The organism is Paraburkholderia elongata (genome assembly GCF_013177735.1).
Taxonomy (GTDB): Bacteria; Pseudomonadota; Gammaproteobacteria; order Burkholderiales; family Burkholderiaceae; genus Paraburkholderia; species Paraburkholderia elongata.
On record NZ_WOEZ01000019.1, the window covers coordinates 48,862 to 64,920 of the forward strand.

At 61.9% G+C, this 16,059-nt stretch carries 12 protein-coding genes; 5 read left to right on the forward strand and 7 right to left on the reverse strand.

Annotated features, from left to right (window positions below):
- Positions 1–146: 146 nt before the first annotated feature.
- Together phnY and phnA are read right to left on the reverse strand one after the other, a co-directional pair.
- A complete protein-coding gene (gene phnY / locus GNZ13_RS03870) occupies positions 147–1,601 on the reverse strand; it encodes a phosphonoacetaldehyde dehydrogenase (protein ID WP_172160655.1) in 1,455 nt (484 codons plus the stop codon).
- 13 nt (positions 1,602–1,614) lie between these two features.
- Entirely contained in the window at positions 1,615–2,850 is a 1,236-nt protein-coding gene (gene phnA, locus GNZ13_RS03875; RefSeq protein ID WP_172160657.1) for a phosphonoacetate hydrolase, read from the reverse strand.
- Positions 2,851–3,089: 239 nt separating this feature from the next.
- On the opposite strand from phnA, the gene GNZ13_RS03880 reads away from it, so the two are divergent.
- The 5 genes from GNZ13_RS03880 to GNZ13_RS03900 all read left to right on the forward strand — a co-directional run bounded on the left by GNZ13_RS03880 (position 3,090) and on the right by GNZ13_RS03900 (position 9,761).
- A complete protein-coding gene (locus GNZ13_RS03880) occupies positions 3,090–4,145 on the forward strand; it encodes a putative 2-aminoethylphosphonate ABC transporter substrate-binding protein (RefSeq protein ID WP_172160659.1) in 1,056 nt (351 codons plus the stop codon).
- Between the two features lie 131 nt (positions 4,146–4,276).
- A complete protein-coding gene (locus GNZ13_RS03885; RefSeq protein WP_172160661.1) occupies positions 4,277–5,368 on the forward strand; it encodes a putative 2-aminoethylphosphonate ABC transporter ATP-binding protein in 1,092 nt (363 codons plus the stop codon).
- Complete coding sequence (locus tag GNZ13_RS03890; protein ID WP_172160663.1) at positions 5,365–7,092, forward strand: putative 2-aminoethylphosphonate ABC transporter permease subunit; 1,728 nt, start codon at positions 5,365–5,367, stop codon at positions 7,090–7,092. The genes GNZ13_RS03885 and GNZ13_RS03890 overlap by 4 nt, the downstream gene beginning before the upstream one ends.
- Positions 7,093–7,126: 34 nt before the next feature.
- A complete protein-coding gene (locus tag GNZ13_RS03895) occupies positions 7,127–8,257 on the forward strand; it encodes a 2-aminoethylphosphonate--pyruvate transaminase (RefSeq protein ID WP_172160665.1) in 1,131 nt (376 codons plus the stop codon).
- A gap of 115 nt (positions 8,258–8,372) precedes the next feature.
- Positions 8,373–9,761 carry an FAD-dependent oxidoreductase gene (locus GNZ13_RS03900; protein ID WP_172160668.1) on the forward strand — a complete coding sequence of 463 codons (1,389 nt, stop codon included), beginning with the start codon at positions 8,373–8,375 and terminating at the stop codon, positions 9,759–9,761.
- Between the two features lie 47 nt (positions 9,762–9,808).
- Here the strand turns inward: GNZ13_RS03900 and GNZ13_RS03905 are convergent, their stop codons facing one another.
- The 5 genes from GNZ13_RS03905 to GNZ13_RS03925 form a co-directional block, all read right to left on the reverse strand.
- Positions 9,809–10,534, reverse strand: coding sequence for a phosphonate utilization associated transcriptional regulator (locus tag GNZ13_RS03905; protein WP_172160670.1), 726 nt, complete (start codon positions 10,532–10,534; stop codon positions 9,809–9,811).
- Between the two features lie 189 nt (positions 10,535–10,723).
- Positions 10,724–12,361, reverse strand: coding sequence for an NADP-dependent glyceraldehyde-3-phosphate dehydrogenase (locus GNZ13_RS03910; protein WP_172160672.1), 1,638 nt, complete (start codon positions 12,359–12,361; stop codon positions 10,724–10,726).
- Between the two features lie 126 nt (positions 12,362–12,487).
- The gene (locus tag GNZ13_RS03915) at positions 12,488–13,453 is read right to left on the reverse strand and encodes a hypothetical protein (RefSeq protein WP_172160674.1); all 966 of its coding nucleotides are present in this window, start codon (positions 13,451–13,453) and stop codon (positions 12,488–12,490) included.
- A gap of 116 nt (positions 13,454–13,569) precedes the next feature.
- On the reverse strand, positions 13,570–15,051 hold the full coding sequence (gene zwf / locus GNZ13_RS03920; protein WP_172160676.1) for a glucose-6-phosphate dehydrogenase: 1,482 nt from the start codon (positions 15,049–15,051) through the stop codon (positions 13,570–13,572).
- Positions 15,052–15,056: 5 nt separating this feature from the next.
- Positions 15,057–15,995 carry a carbohydrate kinase family protein gene (locus GNZ13_RS03925; RefSeq protein ID WP_172160678.1) on the reverse strand — a complete coding sequence of 313 codons (939 nt, stop codon included), beginning with the start codon at positions 15,993–15,995 and terminating at the stop codon, positions 15,057–15,059.
- Positions 15,996–16,059 lie beyond the last annotated feature (64 nt).

Sequence of the window (16,059 nt, forward strand, 5' to 3'; positions counted from 1 at the left end):
GGTCAGGGAATCCCTAAGGGGGGGCTGCAGGCAGATCCGCGGATATCGATGGCCGCGCGCTTGTCGAACCGAGACGCGTGGCTCCCGCGGTCAGCATGGCTGCGGGACGGGAAGCGCGTCAGCGCTTCTCGCACTCACCCCCGCACTCACCATGGCAGCGAGTAGGTCTTCGTATTGGTAAAGCTCTTCATGGCCTCTTGCACGCCTTCTTTGTAGCCGAGTCCCGAGTCCTTCACGCCGCCGAACGGCGTGAGTTCGAGCCGGTAACCGGGCACTTCGCGCACATTCACGCTGCCCACTTCCAGTTCGGTGATGAACCGCGTGATGTAGTCGAGGCGGTTCGTGCAGACCGATGATGACAACGCGTAATCCGTGCAATTCGACATGCGGATCGCTTCGTCGATGTTGGCAAAGCGCATGATCGGCGACACCGGTCCGAACGTCTCGTACTTGACGAGCGGCATGTCGGGCGTGACACGGTCGACCACCGTCGGCGAGTAAAGCGCGCCGTCGCGGAGGTTGCCCGCAAGCAGACGGGCGCCGCGCGACAAGGCGTCGTTGACCTGGCGTTCGCAGAACTGCGCGGCCGCTTCGTCGATGACCGTTCCCATATCGACCGAACTATCCGCCGGATTGCCATACTTCCACGCGCGTGTCTTTTCCACGACGAGATCCGTGAAGCGGTCGGCAACCGCCTCGTGCACCAGCATGCGCTTGATGGCGGTGCAGCGCTGGCCCGAATTCTTATACGAGCCCGACACGGCGAGCGAGCTGGCTTCGTCGAGATCGGCGTCTTCCATGACGATGATCGGGTCGTTTCCGCCCAGTTCGAGCACGGCGCGCCGGTAGCCCATCCGCGAGGCAATCGATTTGCCGATCGAAACGCCGCCAGTGAAGGTGATGAGATCGATCGCGGGGTTGGTGATCAGCTCGTTGGCAATTACGCTCGGGTCGCCCGTCAGCACCTGAAGCATCTGCACGGGCAGGCCTGCCTCATGGAGAATGTCGGCAAGCAGATAACATGACAGCGGCACTTTCTCCGACGGTTTCACAACGATGCGATTGTTCGTTGCAATCGACGGCACGATCTTGTGCGCGACCTGATTCATCGGATGGTTGAACGGCGTAATGGCGGAGATCACGCCCAGCAACGGATCTCGTTGCGTGTAGACGCGCCGTTTCTTTCCGTGAGGCGTGAGGTCACACGAGAAAATCTGGCCATCGTCTTTCAGCACTTCGCCGGCGCCGAAAACGAGCACGTCCGCGACGCGGCCGGCTTCATAGATCGAATCCTTCTTGCACAAGCCGGCTTCCGCCGTGATGAGGGCGGCGATTTCTTCGGTGCGTACACGCACTGCGTCGGCCGCACGACGCAGGATCGCGGCTCGTTCATAGCGGGTCAGCGCCGGACGATACGCGCGCGCGAATTCGAACGCGCGGCGCACGTCCTCGAGCGTCGCTTTCGGCACGGTGCCGACGAGCGTGCCATCGTAAGGGTTGCGCACTTCGATCACTTCGTCGCGAAAGATCTTTTCGCCGCCAATGCGCAGCGCTTCATGACGCACCTGCCATTGAGCCTTCATTTCAGCAACAGCGTTCATGTCTGATCCCCGGTCATTGAAGATGGTTGAGTGCGATGTCGATAATGTCGAAGTTGCGTAGCCGTGCCCGCTCGCCAACCGACTTCGCGACCGGCTGATTGAACAGGAGCGGCACGATCTGTTCGGCAAGGCCGCCATGCGAGCGCAGCGGCACGTCGAGGCCGGACAGATCGTGCTTGATGCGTCGCGTGCCGAGCACCACGTCGCGCGTGGAGATCACGATGAGGTCGCCCATGCGCGCTGGCGGAAGTTCGAAGCGCGCGCAGCCTTCAGCACCCGTCAGCACCAGTTCGATGCCCGGTTCCGCTGCAAGCCGGCGCCGCATCGCTTCGAGGTCGGCTGAGGCGGGAAGGTAGACCGTCGCGAACGACCCGAGCGCCCCGTGATGCACCACGTAGGGATCCGTGATCGGCAGGATCACGCGGGCAGCGTCTTCGCCGAGCCACTCGTCGAAGCGTTCCTGCAGATAGATTACGTTGGGCTCGCCGTCCTCGTTGTGCTTCGCATTCATCCCGTGATCGGCGGTGACCGCGACGATCGCACCCAACTCGTCGAGCCGCTGCAGATAGCCGTCCATCATCTGATAGAACGCGTTGGCGCCGGGCGTGCCCGGGGCGCACTTGTGCTGCACGTAATCGGTGGTCGACAGGTACATCAGGTCGATGTCGCGGGTTTCGAGCAGCCGCACGCCGGCCGCGAACACGAACTCCGACAACTCCGCGCTATAGACGCTCGGCACCGGTTGGCCGACCAGTTCGAGCAGGTTGTCGATGCCATTCTCCTCGAGCGTCGCTTCGTCGGCTTTCTCCGCCGAGAAGCAGACGCCCTTCAGGCCTTTGCCGAGCAGCCGGCGCAGTTTGTCCTTTGCCGTGACCACCGCGACGCTCGCGCCCTGTTCGGCAAAACTGGCGAGCACGGTAGGGGCGACCAGGTACTTCGGATCGTTCATCAGCACCTCGGTGCCGCTGTCGCGATCGAAAAAGTAGTTGCCGCTAATGCCATGCACAGCGGGCGGCACGCCTGTCACGATCGACAGGTTGTTCGGGTTCGTGAAGCTCGGCACCACGCATTCGCCCTTGAGCGACGTGCCGGGACGCAGGAGCTTGCCAAGAAAGGGCGCGACCCCTGCCGCCGCCGCCATCTCCAGATATTCATACGCGCAGCCGTCCACGCAGACCACGACGACAGGTCTGCGCATCCAGTTGTAGCTGCGGCCGTTCACTTCAATGGAAACCGGTGTTTCGCTCATGACAGGTCCTTTTGGCTAGGGTAAGTCGGGTGATGGAGATGTGGCGTTGTGTGGCAAAGTGAGGCAATACTTGACATTAAAATTGATGCTTTGTAGATTGTCAACAACAGACAAGAATTTCAAAGAGTCGAAGGCAGTTGTCAGGAGGGTTGCTCAAGAGGCTTGCAACACGCTGTGGTCCCGTAGCACCGGTCGTTTTCGTCGCTGGCCGCGACGCCACTTTCTCAAGGGGTCTGGAAATGAAGGAAAAGTCGGGGTTTAAAAATCGCAGAGGTCGTCTGAATCTGGCGCTGCGCTGTCTGGTGGCTGCCACCGTCACGCTCGGCGCAGTCCAGTTCGCGTACGCGAAAACGCAGTTGCTCGTCTACACGGCGCTCGAAGACGAAGCGATGAAGCCGTATAAGGACGCGTTCGAAAAGGCCAATCCGGATATCGAAATCCGCTGGGTGCGCGATTCGACTGGTGCGGTCACGGCCAAACTGCTCGCCGAAAAGAACAATCCGCGTGCCGACGTGGTGCTCGGGCTCGCGGCATCCAGCCTCACGCTGCTCGATCTGCAGGGAATGCTGATGCCCTACGCACCGAAGGGCTTCGACAGTCTGACGCGCAAGTACAGCGACGCGAACACGCCGCCGCGCTGGGTGGGCATGGACGTGTGGGGCGCGACGGTCTGCTACAACCGCGTCGAAGCGGAGAAGCGCCACCTGCCTAAGCCGACGTCATGGGAAGACCTCACCAAGCCGGTCTACAAGGGCATGATCGTGATGCCGAGTCCGGTGTCGTCCGGCACCGGCTATCTGGATGTGACGTCGTGGCTGCAAACGTTCGGCGCAGACAAGGGCTGGAAGTACATGGACGCGTTGGACAAGAACGTCGCGCAATACGTGCACTCGGGCTCGAAGCCCTGCACGTTGGCGGGCACCGGAGAATTTCCGATCGGTATCTCGTTCGAATTCCGTGGACACGAGTTGCAGGCGCAAGGCGCGCCCATCGACCTGATCTTCCCGAAAGAAGGGCTTGGCTGGGACATGGAAGCGACCGGCATCATGAAGACGACGAAGCAGCCGGAAGCGGCCAGGAAGCTTGCGGACTTTATGGCCAGCAAGGAGGCCAATGAAATCACCGCGCAATGGTGGGCGATTGTTGCGTACCCCGGCGTCGCGAAGAAGCTCTCGGGCATCCCCGACAACTATTCGGAACTGCTCGTGAAGAACGATTTCACATGGTCGGCCAAGAACCGCGACGCAATTCTCGAAGACTGGCAAAAGCGCTACGGCAACAAGGAGCAGAAGTAAGGCCAGACTCAAAGGCCAGGCTCAGGCCAGGTCTTGACGAGCGCCGGGGCGCGCGCTGCGCGACCCCTGAACGATGCGGCGATGCAGCGGCAGTGCGTCGCCGCCATGCGGGCAAGGAAGCGGAGGAGCAGATGACAGCGTATTTGAGCGTGCAGCGGGTTTATAAGCGGTTCAACGACACGCCGGTTCTGGAGGACATCAATCTTGGCGTGAAGAAGGGCGAGATGCTCTGCTTCCTCGGGCCATCGGGATGTGGCAAGACCACGTTGCTACGAATCATTGCCGGGCTGGAAACACAGAGCGCCGGCCAGATCATGCAGGACGGCCGCGATATTTCGCGGCTGCCGCCTCAGCTTCGCGATTACGGCATCGTCTTTCAGTCGTACGCACTGTTTCCGAATCTGACCATCTTCGACAACGTGGCCTATGGTCTGGTGAATCGCAAGATGAAGCGCGCGGCGATCGTCGATCGGGTGAACGAACTGCTCGCACTGGTCGGCTTGCCGGATGCGCAGAAGAAGCATCCGAACCAGTTGTCGGGTGGCCAGCAGCAGCGCATCGCGCTGGCGCGCGCACTAGCCACTTCGCCCGGTTTGCTTTTGCTCGACGAGCCGCTCTCGGCGCTGGATGCGCGCGTACGTGTGCGGCTGCGCCAGGAAATCCGCCAGTTGCAGCAGCGCCTCGGCGTGACCACGATCATGGTGACGCACGATCAGGAAGAAGCGCTTTCGATGGCCGACCGGATCGTGGTGATGAATCAAGGCGTGATCGAGCAGATCGGCACGCCACACGAAATCTATCGCGAACCGGCGTCGCCGTTCGTTGCCGATTTCATCGGCAAGGTCAATCTGATTCCGGCTGAGGTGGCACGCGACGGCAGTCTGAAGGCGGGTTCCATCGCGCTGCGCTACGGGTGCGGATCGGAGCGTGCGGTCCTGGGTTCGAAAGTGTCGGCGTTCGTGCGCCCGGAGGACATTCACCTCAGCGCGCCGGGCAGCGAGGCGGACAATCTGCTGTCCGCCTCAGTCGAGAAACTGGAATTCCTCGGCGCGTTCTGCCGGGTCAGCTTCAAGGTGGACGGGCTTGGCGAGCAGGAGATCGTCGCCGACCTGTCGTTTCATGAAATGCATCGTACCCGCCTGCAGCCGGGGTCGCGCTTCAATCTGGCCATCAACCGCGAGCACGTGTGCGTCTTCTCCGCCGCGAAGGAGCGACTCCAATGAGCGCCGTTCTGATCGAGCGCCGCAGCGGCGAGGAAGGTCACGCCGAGGTGCGCCAGAAGAGCCATTGGCATGACCGGATCGCGCAGTTGGCCCTCGTGCTGATGTCCGCGTTTCTCGGCGTGTTTCTGCTGTTGCCGCTGGCATTGGTGATAGGCAAATGCTTCGTCGATGCGGATGGCCACTTCGTCGGACTTGCGAATTTCACCGGCTATCTGGTGGATTCGGGCGTGTGGACGTCGACACTGCATTCGGTCACGGTCGCCTGCCTCGTGACGGCGACCGTGATTCCGATGGCATTTACATTCGCGTACGCACTGACCCGCTCGTGCATGCCGATGAAGAACGCCGTCCGCACGGTCGCGCTGCTTCCGCTGCTCGCGCCAACGCTGCTGTCGGCGGTGTCGTTCATCTACTGGTTCGGCAACTCGGGCATCCTGAAGCCCCTGCTCCACGGGCATTCGATCTATGGGCTGCCGGGCATCGTGTGCAGTCTGGTCTACGCCGCGTTTCCGCATGTGCTGATGATTCTCGTAACAGCACTATCGCTGTCCGACGGACGCCTATACGAAGCGGCCGAAGCGATGGGCACACGCCGCGCGCGCAAATTTTTCACGATCACACTGCCGGGCGCGAAGTATGGCCTGATCAGCGCGACGATGGTGTCGTTCACGATTTGCATCAACGACTTCGGTGTGCCGGTCGTGATCGGCGGACCTTATTCGGTGCTCTCCACCGACATCTATAAGCTCATCATCGGTTTGCAGGACTTCAATCGGAGCGCGGTGGTCAGCCTGCTGCTGCTCTGTCCGGCGCTGGTTGCGTTTGCCGTCGACTTCTTCATTCGCCGCAAGCAGCAATCGCAACTCGGTGCGCGCTCGACGCCTTATCAGCCGAAACCCGCACGTGGTTTCGACATGGCGATGCTCGGGTACTGTGGGTTCGTCTGCATGCTGCTGTTGGCGGTGGTCGGCATTTCGGTGTTCGCTTCGTTCGTGAAGTTCTGGCCGTATCAGATGAGCCTCGGCTTGCAGCACTACAAGATGGGACTGATCGGCGCCGGGATTTTCGATGCGTACAAGAACAGCCTGAAAATGGCCGCGTGCGTGGCGATCGGCGGCACCATCATCGTGTTCGGCGGCGCGTATCTCGTCGAGAAGACACGCGGGCCGCGCTGGTTACGCGGCTTTATCAATCTGTGCGCGATCCTGCCGATGGGCGTGCCGGGTCTGGTGCTTGGCATCAGCTACATCTTTCTGTTCAACTCGCCCGCCAATCCTTTGAACGGTCTTTACGGCACGCTCGCGCTGCTCGCGATCGTCACGGTGGTGCACTACTACTCGTCGAGCCACCTGACTGCGGTCACCGCGCTGCGTCAGATCGACAACGAGTTCGAAGCGGTCTCGGCTTCGCTGAAAGTGCCTTTCTATAAGACGTTTTTGCGCGTCACCGTGCCTGTGTGCCTGCCGTCGATCCTGCAGATCGCGCGTTATCTGTTCGTCAACGGCATGACGACGGTGTCGGCGGTCGCGTTTCTCTATTCGCCCGACACGCAGCCGGCCTCCGTCGCCATCCTCAATCTCGACGACGCGGGACAGATTGGACCGGCCGCGGCAATGGCCACGTTGGTCCTCGTGACGGCTGCGTTCGCCTGTTTGCTGTTTGCCTGCGTGTCGCATGGTGTATTGCGCAGAACCCAGGCATGGCGCACCTCGCGCCGTGGCTGAAACAAGTCTTTATAAATATCGATAAGGAGCTACTGTGAATCTGCCCGCCCAGCCCATTCTGCTCACTCCCGGTCCGCTCACGACTTCAGAACGCACGCGTCAGGCGATGCTGCGCGACTGGGGATCGTGGGACGGTGACTTCAATGAGATCACCGCCCGTGTTCGCCAGCAGACGCTGCGCATCGTGCATGGCGAAGACACGCATGAATGCGTACCGTTGCAAGGCAGCGGCACGTTCTCGGTCGAAGCGGCGATCGGCACGCTGGTGCCGCGCGATGGACATGTCCTGATACCGAACAACGGCGCGTATTGCCAGCGTATCGCGAAGATTTGCCGGGCGCTCGGCCGCCGTCATCAGACCCTCGACTATCCCGAAGACACGCAGGTCAAAGCGGCTGACGTTGATCGCGCGCTAGCGGCCGATCCGGGCATCACGCACGTCGCGCTCGTGCATTGCGAAACCGGTGCCGGGGTGCTCAATCCGCTGCATGAGATTGCCATGGTGGTCGCGAAGCACGGACGCAGCCTGATCATCGACGGGATGAGCTCATTCGGCGCTATCGACATCGACGCGCGCCAAACGCCCTTCGACGCCGTCGTGGCCGCTTCCGGGAAATGTCTGGAAGGGGTGCCCGGCATGGGCTTCGTGATCATTCGCCGCAGCACGCTGGAGCAATGCGAGGGCAACAGTCCTTCGCTTGCGATGGATCTGTACGATCAGTGGGTCTACATGAACCGCACGACTCAGTGGCGCTTCACGCCGCCCACCCACGTCGTCGCGGCACTCGATCAGGCGATCGCGCAATACGTGGAAGAGGGCGGTCTCGAAGCGCGCGGCGCACGCTATGCCAGCAATTGCCGGGCGCTGATCGAAGGCATGGCCGCGCTCGGTTTTCGAACCTTTCTCGACCCGTCGATTCAGGCGCCGATCATCGTCACGTTCCATGCGCCTGACGATCCCAACTACGACTTCAAGACGTTCTATACCGAAGTAAAAAAACGCGGCTACATCCTGTATCCAGGCAAGCTCACCCAGCTAGAAACATTTCGCGTCGGCTGTATCGGCCACTTCGGCGAATCCGGCATCCCCGGTGCGGTTGCCGCTATCGCCGATACGCTGAAGGCGATGGGGATCACGCGGGTATCGGCGCAAGCGTTGGCCTGAGTTGGCCCGGGTTGGCCTGAGCATGCCCACGTGCGAAGGCTTCTTTCCGTAAGAGCGGGGAGAAGTCTTTGTTTTGCCGCTTGGCGTTAAACCGTTGTATCAATGTGAGCAATTCATGCGCCCGTTCTGGATTGAACAAGCACTCTTCGCCGATGGTTCATTGGCGCCCGCACTGCAAGGCGCGACCACGGCCGATGTCTGCATCGTCGGTGGCGGTTTCACCGGTTTGTGGACAGCCATCCAGGCCAAACAGAAAAAACCCGATCTCGACATCGTGATCATCGAGAGCGACCTGTGCGGCGCGGGCGCAAGCGGCCGCAATGGCGGCTGCCTGCTGACGTGGTCAACGAAGTTCTTCACGCTGCGGCGTCTGTTTGGCGAGGCCGAAGCAATCCGGCTGGTGAAAGCGTCCGAAGCGGCTGTTGGGCAGATTCGCGACTTCTGTGTCGAGCACGCTGTCGATGCCGAGCTTCGGCTCGACGGCACGCTTTACACCGCGACCTCGCGCGCACAGATCGGCCTGCTTGATCCGGTGATCGCCGCACTGAGCGAGCATGGCATCAATTCGTATCAACATCTCGCGCCGGACGAAGTGGCGAGCCGTTCCGGTTCGGCTCGCAATCTCGGTGGCGTGTATTCGCCGGTTGCGGCAACGGTTCATCCTGGCAAGCTCGTGCGCGGATTGCGGCGTGTCGCGATCGAAATGGGCATTCGCATTTACGAACGCACGCCGATGCTCGACTTCACTTCCGGCGAGCGCGTGACCGTGCGTACTCCGGCCGGCAGCGTGACGGCGCCCAAATTGGTGCTCGCGATCAATGCGTGGATGGCGAGCCGTTTCCGGCAGTTCGAACGCACGCTTGCAGTCGTCTCCAGCGACATGATCGTCACCGAGAAATGCCCGGAGTTGCTGCATCAAATGGGCTTGAAAAATGGCGTATCGGTGCTCGACTCACGCATCTTTGTCTACTACTATCGCAGCACTGCGGACGGCCGGCTGATGCTCGGCAAGGGCGGTAATACCTTTGCCTGGCGCGGCCGGATCGCGCCGGTGTTCGATCAACGCTCGCCGTATGAAGCCGATCTGACGCGCAGCCTGCACGATTTCTTCCCGGCGTTGCGCGACGTGCCGGTGACGGCGAGCTGGAACGGTCCGTCGGATCGCTCGGTCACGGGCTTTCCGTTTTTCGGCAGGCTTGACGACGCGCCGAACGTGCTCTACGGATTTGGTTATTCCGGTAATGGTGTGGGACCGACCTATATGGGCGGGCAGATCCTGTCTTCGCTGTTGCTCGAGCTCGATAATGAATGGACGCGCAGTCCGTTGACGAACGGACCGTTGGGCTATTTCCCGCCCGAACCGATCCGGTTCGTGGGCTCGATTACCGTGCGCGACGCGATTCGGCGCAAGGAGCGCGCGGAAGACGAAGATCGACAGCCGTGGCTGGTCGACCGATTGCTCAGCAAGCTCGCCAATGCTGCGGGGAAGTCGGATAAAGCTTAGTGTGATGGCGGCCCCGCGACGCTGAACGCGGGGCGAGTGCGGAGTCGTCAGGTTTGGCTTCCGGTGTTGCCGGTATTGCTTGCGGACGCTGCCCAGTGCTCGTGGGCACGCCGCATTCTCGCGAGGCCGTGCGCGACGTGTTCGCGCACGAGCGTGACGGCACGCTCCGCATCGCCCTTGGCGAGCGCGTTGACAATTTTCTCGTGTTCCGTGACCGAGGTCGCCAGCGCGCTCTTTTCCGATTCGATTGCGGCCTGACGGAGCAGGCCAAGCTGGCGGACGAGATGCCGATAGGTTTCGATCAAGTGCTGGTTGCCGACACCCGTCACCATTGCATCGTGCAACTGGACGTTCAATGCCGTGTAGCGTGTGAGGTCGTGATCTTGCTTCGCGGCTTTCATCGACGTGATGATGCCTTTGAGCGTGGCGAGCGTTTCGGGCGTCATCCGATTGGCGAGTGCGCGTGCGACCGATTCGTCCAGCATGGCACGGACTTCATAAATCTCTTCGGCCTCACGTAGCGACAGTGCGCGCACCGTGACACCGCGGTTTTTCTCCGTCTTTAGCAAACCTGCTTGTTCCAATGCACGGAAGGCTTCACGCAGCGGCCCGCGAGACACATTCAAGCGCGTGGAGACTTCGACTTCGTTCAATTTCTCCCCAGGGGCGAATTCCCCCGAGACGATGCTGCGTTCGAGCGTTTCCTGCACTAGCGTCGCAAGGGAATGCCGCTGCAGCAGTTCGATGGCGCTAGATGTGGTTGGCGTGGTCATGATCAGCGATTGAGACAAAGGGTGGGACAACGGACCGTCGGCTTCTTTGACCATAGCGCGGTAGGTTGTTTATTGTCAACAATCGTCAACACCCTTTGGTCGGAAAGAAGCGCATGCCGTGCGTGTTCCGTTTCTCCGCCACGGTGCGCGCCCCGTCCGACACCGCGGCTGACGCTAGGTTCGCTCTGCTTAAAAGATGAAGTCTGTGTTGATGAACTTCGATTGATGCTCGCGCACGATGGTATTGAGCAGTTCCTTGTTCGACTCGGTCTGTTTCGTTGCAACCATCGAGCGGATCGAGAACGCGCGCAGCGCGTCGCTGACCGACAGCGTGCCCTCGGCGGAATCCTTGCGCCCGGCGAACGGGAACACGTCCGGCCCACGCTGACACTGGCAGTTGATGTTCACGCGGCAGACCTGGTTGACCAGCGGATCCACCAGCGCACCGATCTGCGCAGCGTCAGTTCCGAAGATGCTCACCTGTTGCCCGTGATCGGAGGTGATCACGTAGTCGAGTGCCTCTTCCACCGCATCGAAGCTCATCACTGGGACGACTGGACCGAACTGCTCCTCGCGGTACAGCTTCATCCCGTCCTTCACGGGGTAGACGACAGCCGGGTTGAACAGCGTGCTGCAGAAGGCGCCGCCGCCCTCGTTGACGACGCGCGCACCCTTGGCCTTGGCGTCGTCGATCGCCTCTGTCATGTAGGCGGTGCGATGCGGCCCTGGCAGCGGCGTGATCTGCACGCCGGCCTCCCAGGGCATGCCCATTTTGAGCCGCGCCAGTTCAGCCGTGAAGCGTTCAAGGAACGCGTCGACGACACTGCTGTGCACGATCAGCATTTTGAGGGCCGTGCAGCGCTGCCCATTGAACGACAGTGCGCCGAGCAGGCACTCCTTGACTGCGAGATCCAGGTCGGCGTTGGGCAGCACGATTGCCGCATTCTTCGCGTCCAGGCCCAGCACCGCGCGCAGGCGGTGAGATTTGGGGTGCTGCTTTTTCAGATGGTCGGCAACGCGGCTTGAGCCGATCAACGCCAGCACGTTGACCTTGCCGGAGGCCAGCATGCGCGGCACCACCAGTTGACCCGGTGCGTAGATGGTGTTGACCACACCGGGTGGGAACGCATCCCGAAACACTTCGAGCAGCGGCTCGAACAGCAGGGTGCCATATTGTGGCGGCTTGAGGACCACCGTATTACCCATCAGCAACGCCGGGATCAGCGTGCAGAACGTCTCGTTGAGCGGGTAGTTGTACGGCCCCATGCACAACACCACGCCTAGCGGGGTGCGGCGGACCTGGCCAATGGTTCCCTCGACCACCATGAATCGCGAGTGACCGTTGTCCATGTCCTTCAGGGCCTCGATCGTGGCCTGGATGTACTCGATGGTGCGGTCGAATTCCTTGCGCGAGTCGGCGAGGCTCTTGCCGATTTCCCACATGAGGAGGTTGACGATCGACTGCCGGCGCTCGACCATGCCTTTCACGAACGTTTGCATGCAGGCGATGCGGCCGGCGACGGTCATCGTCGGCCATTGGCCCCGGCCGTTGTCGTACGCGGCGACCGCGGCATCCAGAGCGGCGTCGCTTTGCGCCTCGCCCATCAGCGGGTAGCTGCCGATCTCGACCTGGCTCACGTCGCCCGTCACTGGGTCGCGTGTGCAGACCGGCGACAGCACGGTTTTGCAGGGACCGTCCCATGCGAGCATCTGGCCGCCGACCAGGAAAGCGCGCTGGTGAACGGCGGCGGTGAGACGGTGTTCCGCCGGAATATCGTCGAGCGTGGGGAAGTGCTGAGCGAGTCGCGAATTGTGGTCGGTCGTCATGAGGTCTCCCAAGGAGGTAGTGACATTAATACAGTGGTGGCGAATCAAGGCCCGCAAGATGTTGAAGGCGCACTGTGTATAAAGCAACGTGCAGGCAGCCGAACCCCGCACATGGAGCGCGCGCATTCATTGGGTCATGACCTCGAATCGATAAGCAATTTCAACCGGTTGGCCCGGATCGACCGAGATCGCGGTCGGAACCCCTCTGGCATTGATTGGGTTCGCCGCCAGCGCGGGACGGCAGCCCAGTTCAAACGCGCTTGCCACCGGCTCGACGCCCAGGCAGAGGTTGCGGCCGTTCCAGGGGCTATAGCTACGGCCGCGATTGCTGATCCATAGCAGAAGCGACGGGAGCACAGCGGCGTCCCAGGTCAGCCGGTATGCAACCCGGGATTCGTCATCGGTCAGGATGACGGACCCATTCACTCCGCAGAGCTGAATGATTTCCTCCGTATCGTGAGCGAGAGGAAAACGATCGAACGCCGCTGTTCCTCCGGCGTGCAGCGGTACGTTATCGAGCTTATCGAAAACCGCGCCTGGGTCGGCACGAGACACGCCGGGTTCGGGGCCGGCCGGGTGAACGACACCAAAGCGAAACGTGCCCGGGTAGATCTGCAGCGCCCCGGCCATCGAAGGCAGTGCCAGATTGGGATGCAGTCCAATCGGACGGCGCGTCTTCCGGCGCGCCTCAACCGTCACGGAGAAGTCGATCGCGGGGCCATCGGGGTCGGCGCGGATCACGCGGACGACGCGAGCGATCGACGAGGTGGACGGATACTCGAGCGCGATCTCGATCGCGAGGTCTGTCTGTCGCACGAGTGTCCATTCACCCACACAGGCGTAACCATGCAGCAGATCGTCGCTCGCATCTAACGGGTGATCATGTTCGTCGACTGACGTGGCGAGGCTCTCTTGCCAGCCTTCCACGACGGTCTCGGGAGAATACGGAACCCCAAATGGCACGCATGGAAATTCGCTTCTGAGCTGGCCGAGTAATCCCGCTTGTTCGGGCGTCCCGTCGCCGATCCACGGGGCTTCGTAAAACGGCTGCACGTGTCGGTTACCGCTCTGTAGCGAAACGCCGCCGAGCATTCCGCCTCTCGAGTGAACGTTAAGGGAGCCATGAGGCCATTGAAGGTGCCAGATTTTGTCCATGATCGTCGTCTTGACAGGAAAGGGGATAGAGCCGCGCGACATCCGGCCCGCGCTCAGTTTTCTTCTTCCTGCCAGCATGTGTTGTGCCGCGCGAGCAGCGCGCTCGCCGCCGCCGGCCCCCACGTACCGGACGCGTAGGGTTTCGGAAGGCTGCCCTGGGTGGCCCAATCTTCGATGATCGGCGCGACCCAGCGCCATGCCGCTTCCTGTTCGTCGCGCCGCACGAAGAGGGCGAGCCGCCCCGCGATCACATCGAGCAGCAGACGCTGATAGGCCTCCATGCGGTCTTGCTGGAAGAATTGATCGAAGGCGAGATCGAGGTGCACGCCTTGCAGGGTCATGCCCATGCCCGGCTGCTTGGCGAGCGCACTGAGCCGAATCGATTCGTTCGGCTGCAAACGGATCGTCAGCCGGTTCGAACCGGGACGCAAAGCCATCGCTCCCAACGCCGAGTGCGGCACCGGCCGGAAGTTGACGACAATTTCAGCAATGCGGCCCGCGAGCCGCTTGCCGGTGCGCAGAAAAAACGGCACACCTGCCCAGCGCCAGTTTTCCACCTCGACTTTCAACGCGACGAACGTCTCGGTCGTGCTGCCTTGCCTGACACCGGGCTCCGCGTGATAAGCGCATACCGGTGTGTCCTTGATGGCGCCGGCGTGATATTGGCCACGGACCACACTTTGTCTGATCTCCTCGCCCAGCACCGGTTTGAGCGCGCGCAGCACGCGCAGCTTCTCGTCGCGCACCGCGTCCGCGTCCATTGACTGCGGCGGTTCCATTGCGATGATGGAGAGCAGTTGCAGCAGGTGGTTCTGCACCATATCGCGCAGCGCGCCCGTCTGGTCGTAGAAGTTGCCGCGGCCTTCGACACCCAGTTCCTCGGCCACGGTGATCTGAATGCTCTCGACCCATTCGCGGCGCCACAATGGTTCGAACAACGAATTACCGAAGCGCAGCGCGAGCAGGTTTTGTACCGCTTCCTTGCCGAGGTAGTGATCGATCCGATAGATCTGGTCTTCGTTGAAGATCTCGCCGACCGCATCGTTGATCGCATTGGACGATTCCAGATCGTAGCCAAGCGGCTTCTCCAGAACGACGCGGGAGCCTTCGGTGAGCCCGGCCGACGCCAGGGCGCGGCAGATCGGCACGAACAGCGCAGGCCCGGTTGCCAGATAGAAAATGCGTCTGCCGCGTCCCGCACCGAGCGTATCGCCCAGCAAGGAGAAGGCCTCGGGCTGACTGGCGTCGAGCGCGACGTAGGCGATGCGTTCGCGAAAGCTTCGCCACACTGAATCGTCGATCGCTGTTCCCGGAATGTAGGGCTTCACGTGCTCGTCGACCCATCGCAGATAGCTGCCGGTATCCAGTGCCGTCTGCGCGACGGAGACGATTCTGCCTTCTGGCGCGAGCAGGCCGTCGCGGTGCGCCGCATAAAGCGCGGGCAAGATCTTGCGCATCGCCAGATCGCCGGTTCCGCCGAACAGGACGAAGGCGAATGGGGCGTGATCCGGGCCGCTGGTAGAGGGTTTGGTCATGGCGTTCACTGGTGGTAATCGATACAAAGACTTTCGGAACCAAGCAGCGCCGTCACTTCGTCCGACCGCGGGGCAAAAGCCCCTTGCTGCGCGCACGTTACCGCTGCGCAAGCGGCTGAAAACTGGAGATGGGAAGCGAGCGGCGCATCGGGGCGGGTGAGCAGGCTCGCCATCCACCCGCCGACGCACGCGTCGCCGCAGCCGACGGTGTCGACCACCGGGGTGGCGAAGGCCGGCTGAAACAGCACCTCTTGCGCCGTGAACAGTTGCATGCCCGCGGCGCCGCGCGTCACGAGAATGGCCGCTGCCGGCGCCCACGCGCGCAGCTGGGCCAGGGCCGAGGCTTCGTTTAGTTCGGGGAACAGGCCCCGCAGATCCTCGTCCGAGACCTTGATATAGGTGGCTAGTTCGGCCATGCGGCGCAGTGTGCTCCGGTAGGCAGGGCCGGCCATCAGATCGCGGTAGTTCGGATCGAATGAGATCCGCTTGCCGGCAGCTTGGGCGGCCTCTGCGATTTCCAGCAGGTGCGCGGCGAGCGGTTGCCGCACGAGGCTAAGCGAGCCGAAGTGCACGATCTGCGCCGCCTCCAGCCAGCCGGAGGGCAAGGCTTTGGCGTCGAAAGCGAGGTCGGCGCTGTTCTCGCCGATAAAGAAATATTGCGGCGGATGCTTCGAGACGACCATGGCGAGAAACGGCGCGCGCTCCACCTGGCGCGTGAAGCGCATGTCGAGCCCTGCCTCGGCGCTTTGCTTCATCAACTCGTCGCCGAAGGTGTCGTGGCTAACCGTGCCGGCGAAGCCGGTGGGTACGCCAAGACGGGCGCCGACGCGGGCGACGTTCCAGCACGAGCCGCCGGGCGCGCCGCGCCAGTGCTGGCCGTCTTCGCGGATAAAGTCGGTCAGCGCTTCGCCGAACACGATTAGTTTGGGGAGGTTCATCGTCATTCGAATTGACTCAGGTTGCCGATTCAGGTTGCCGATTCAGCTTGCTGCTTGCACCGCTGCTCGA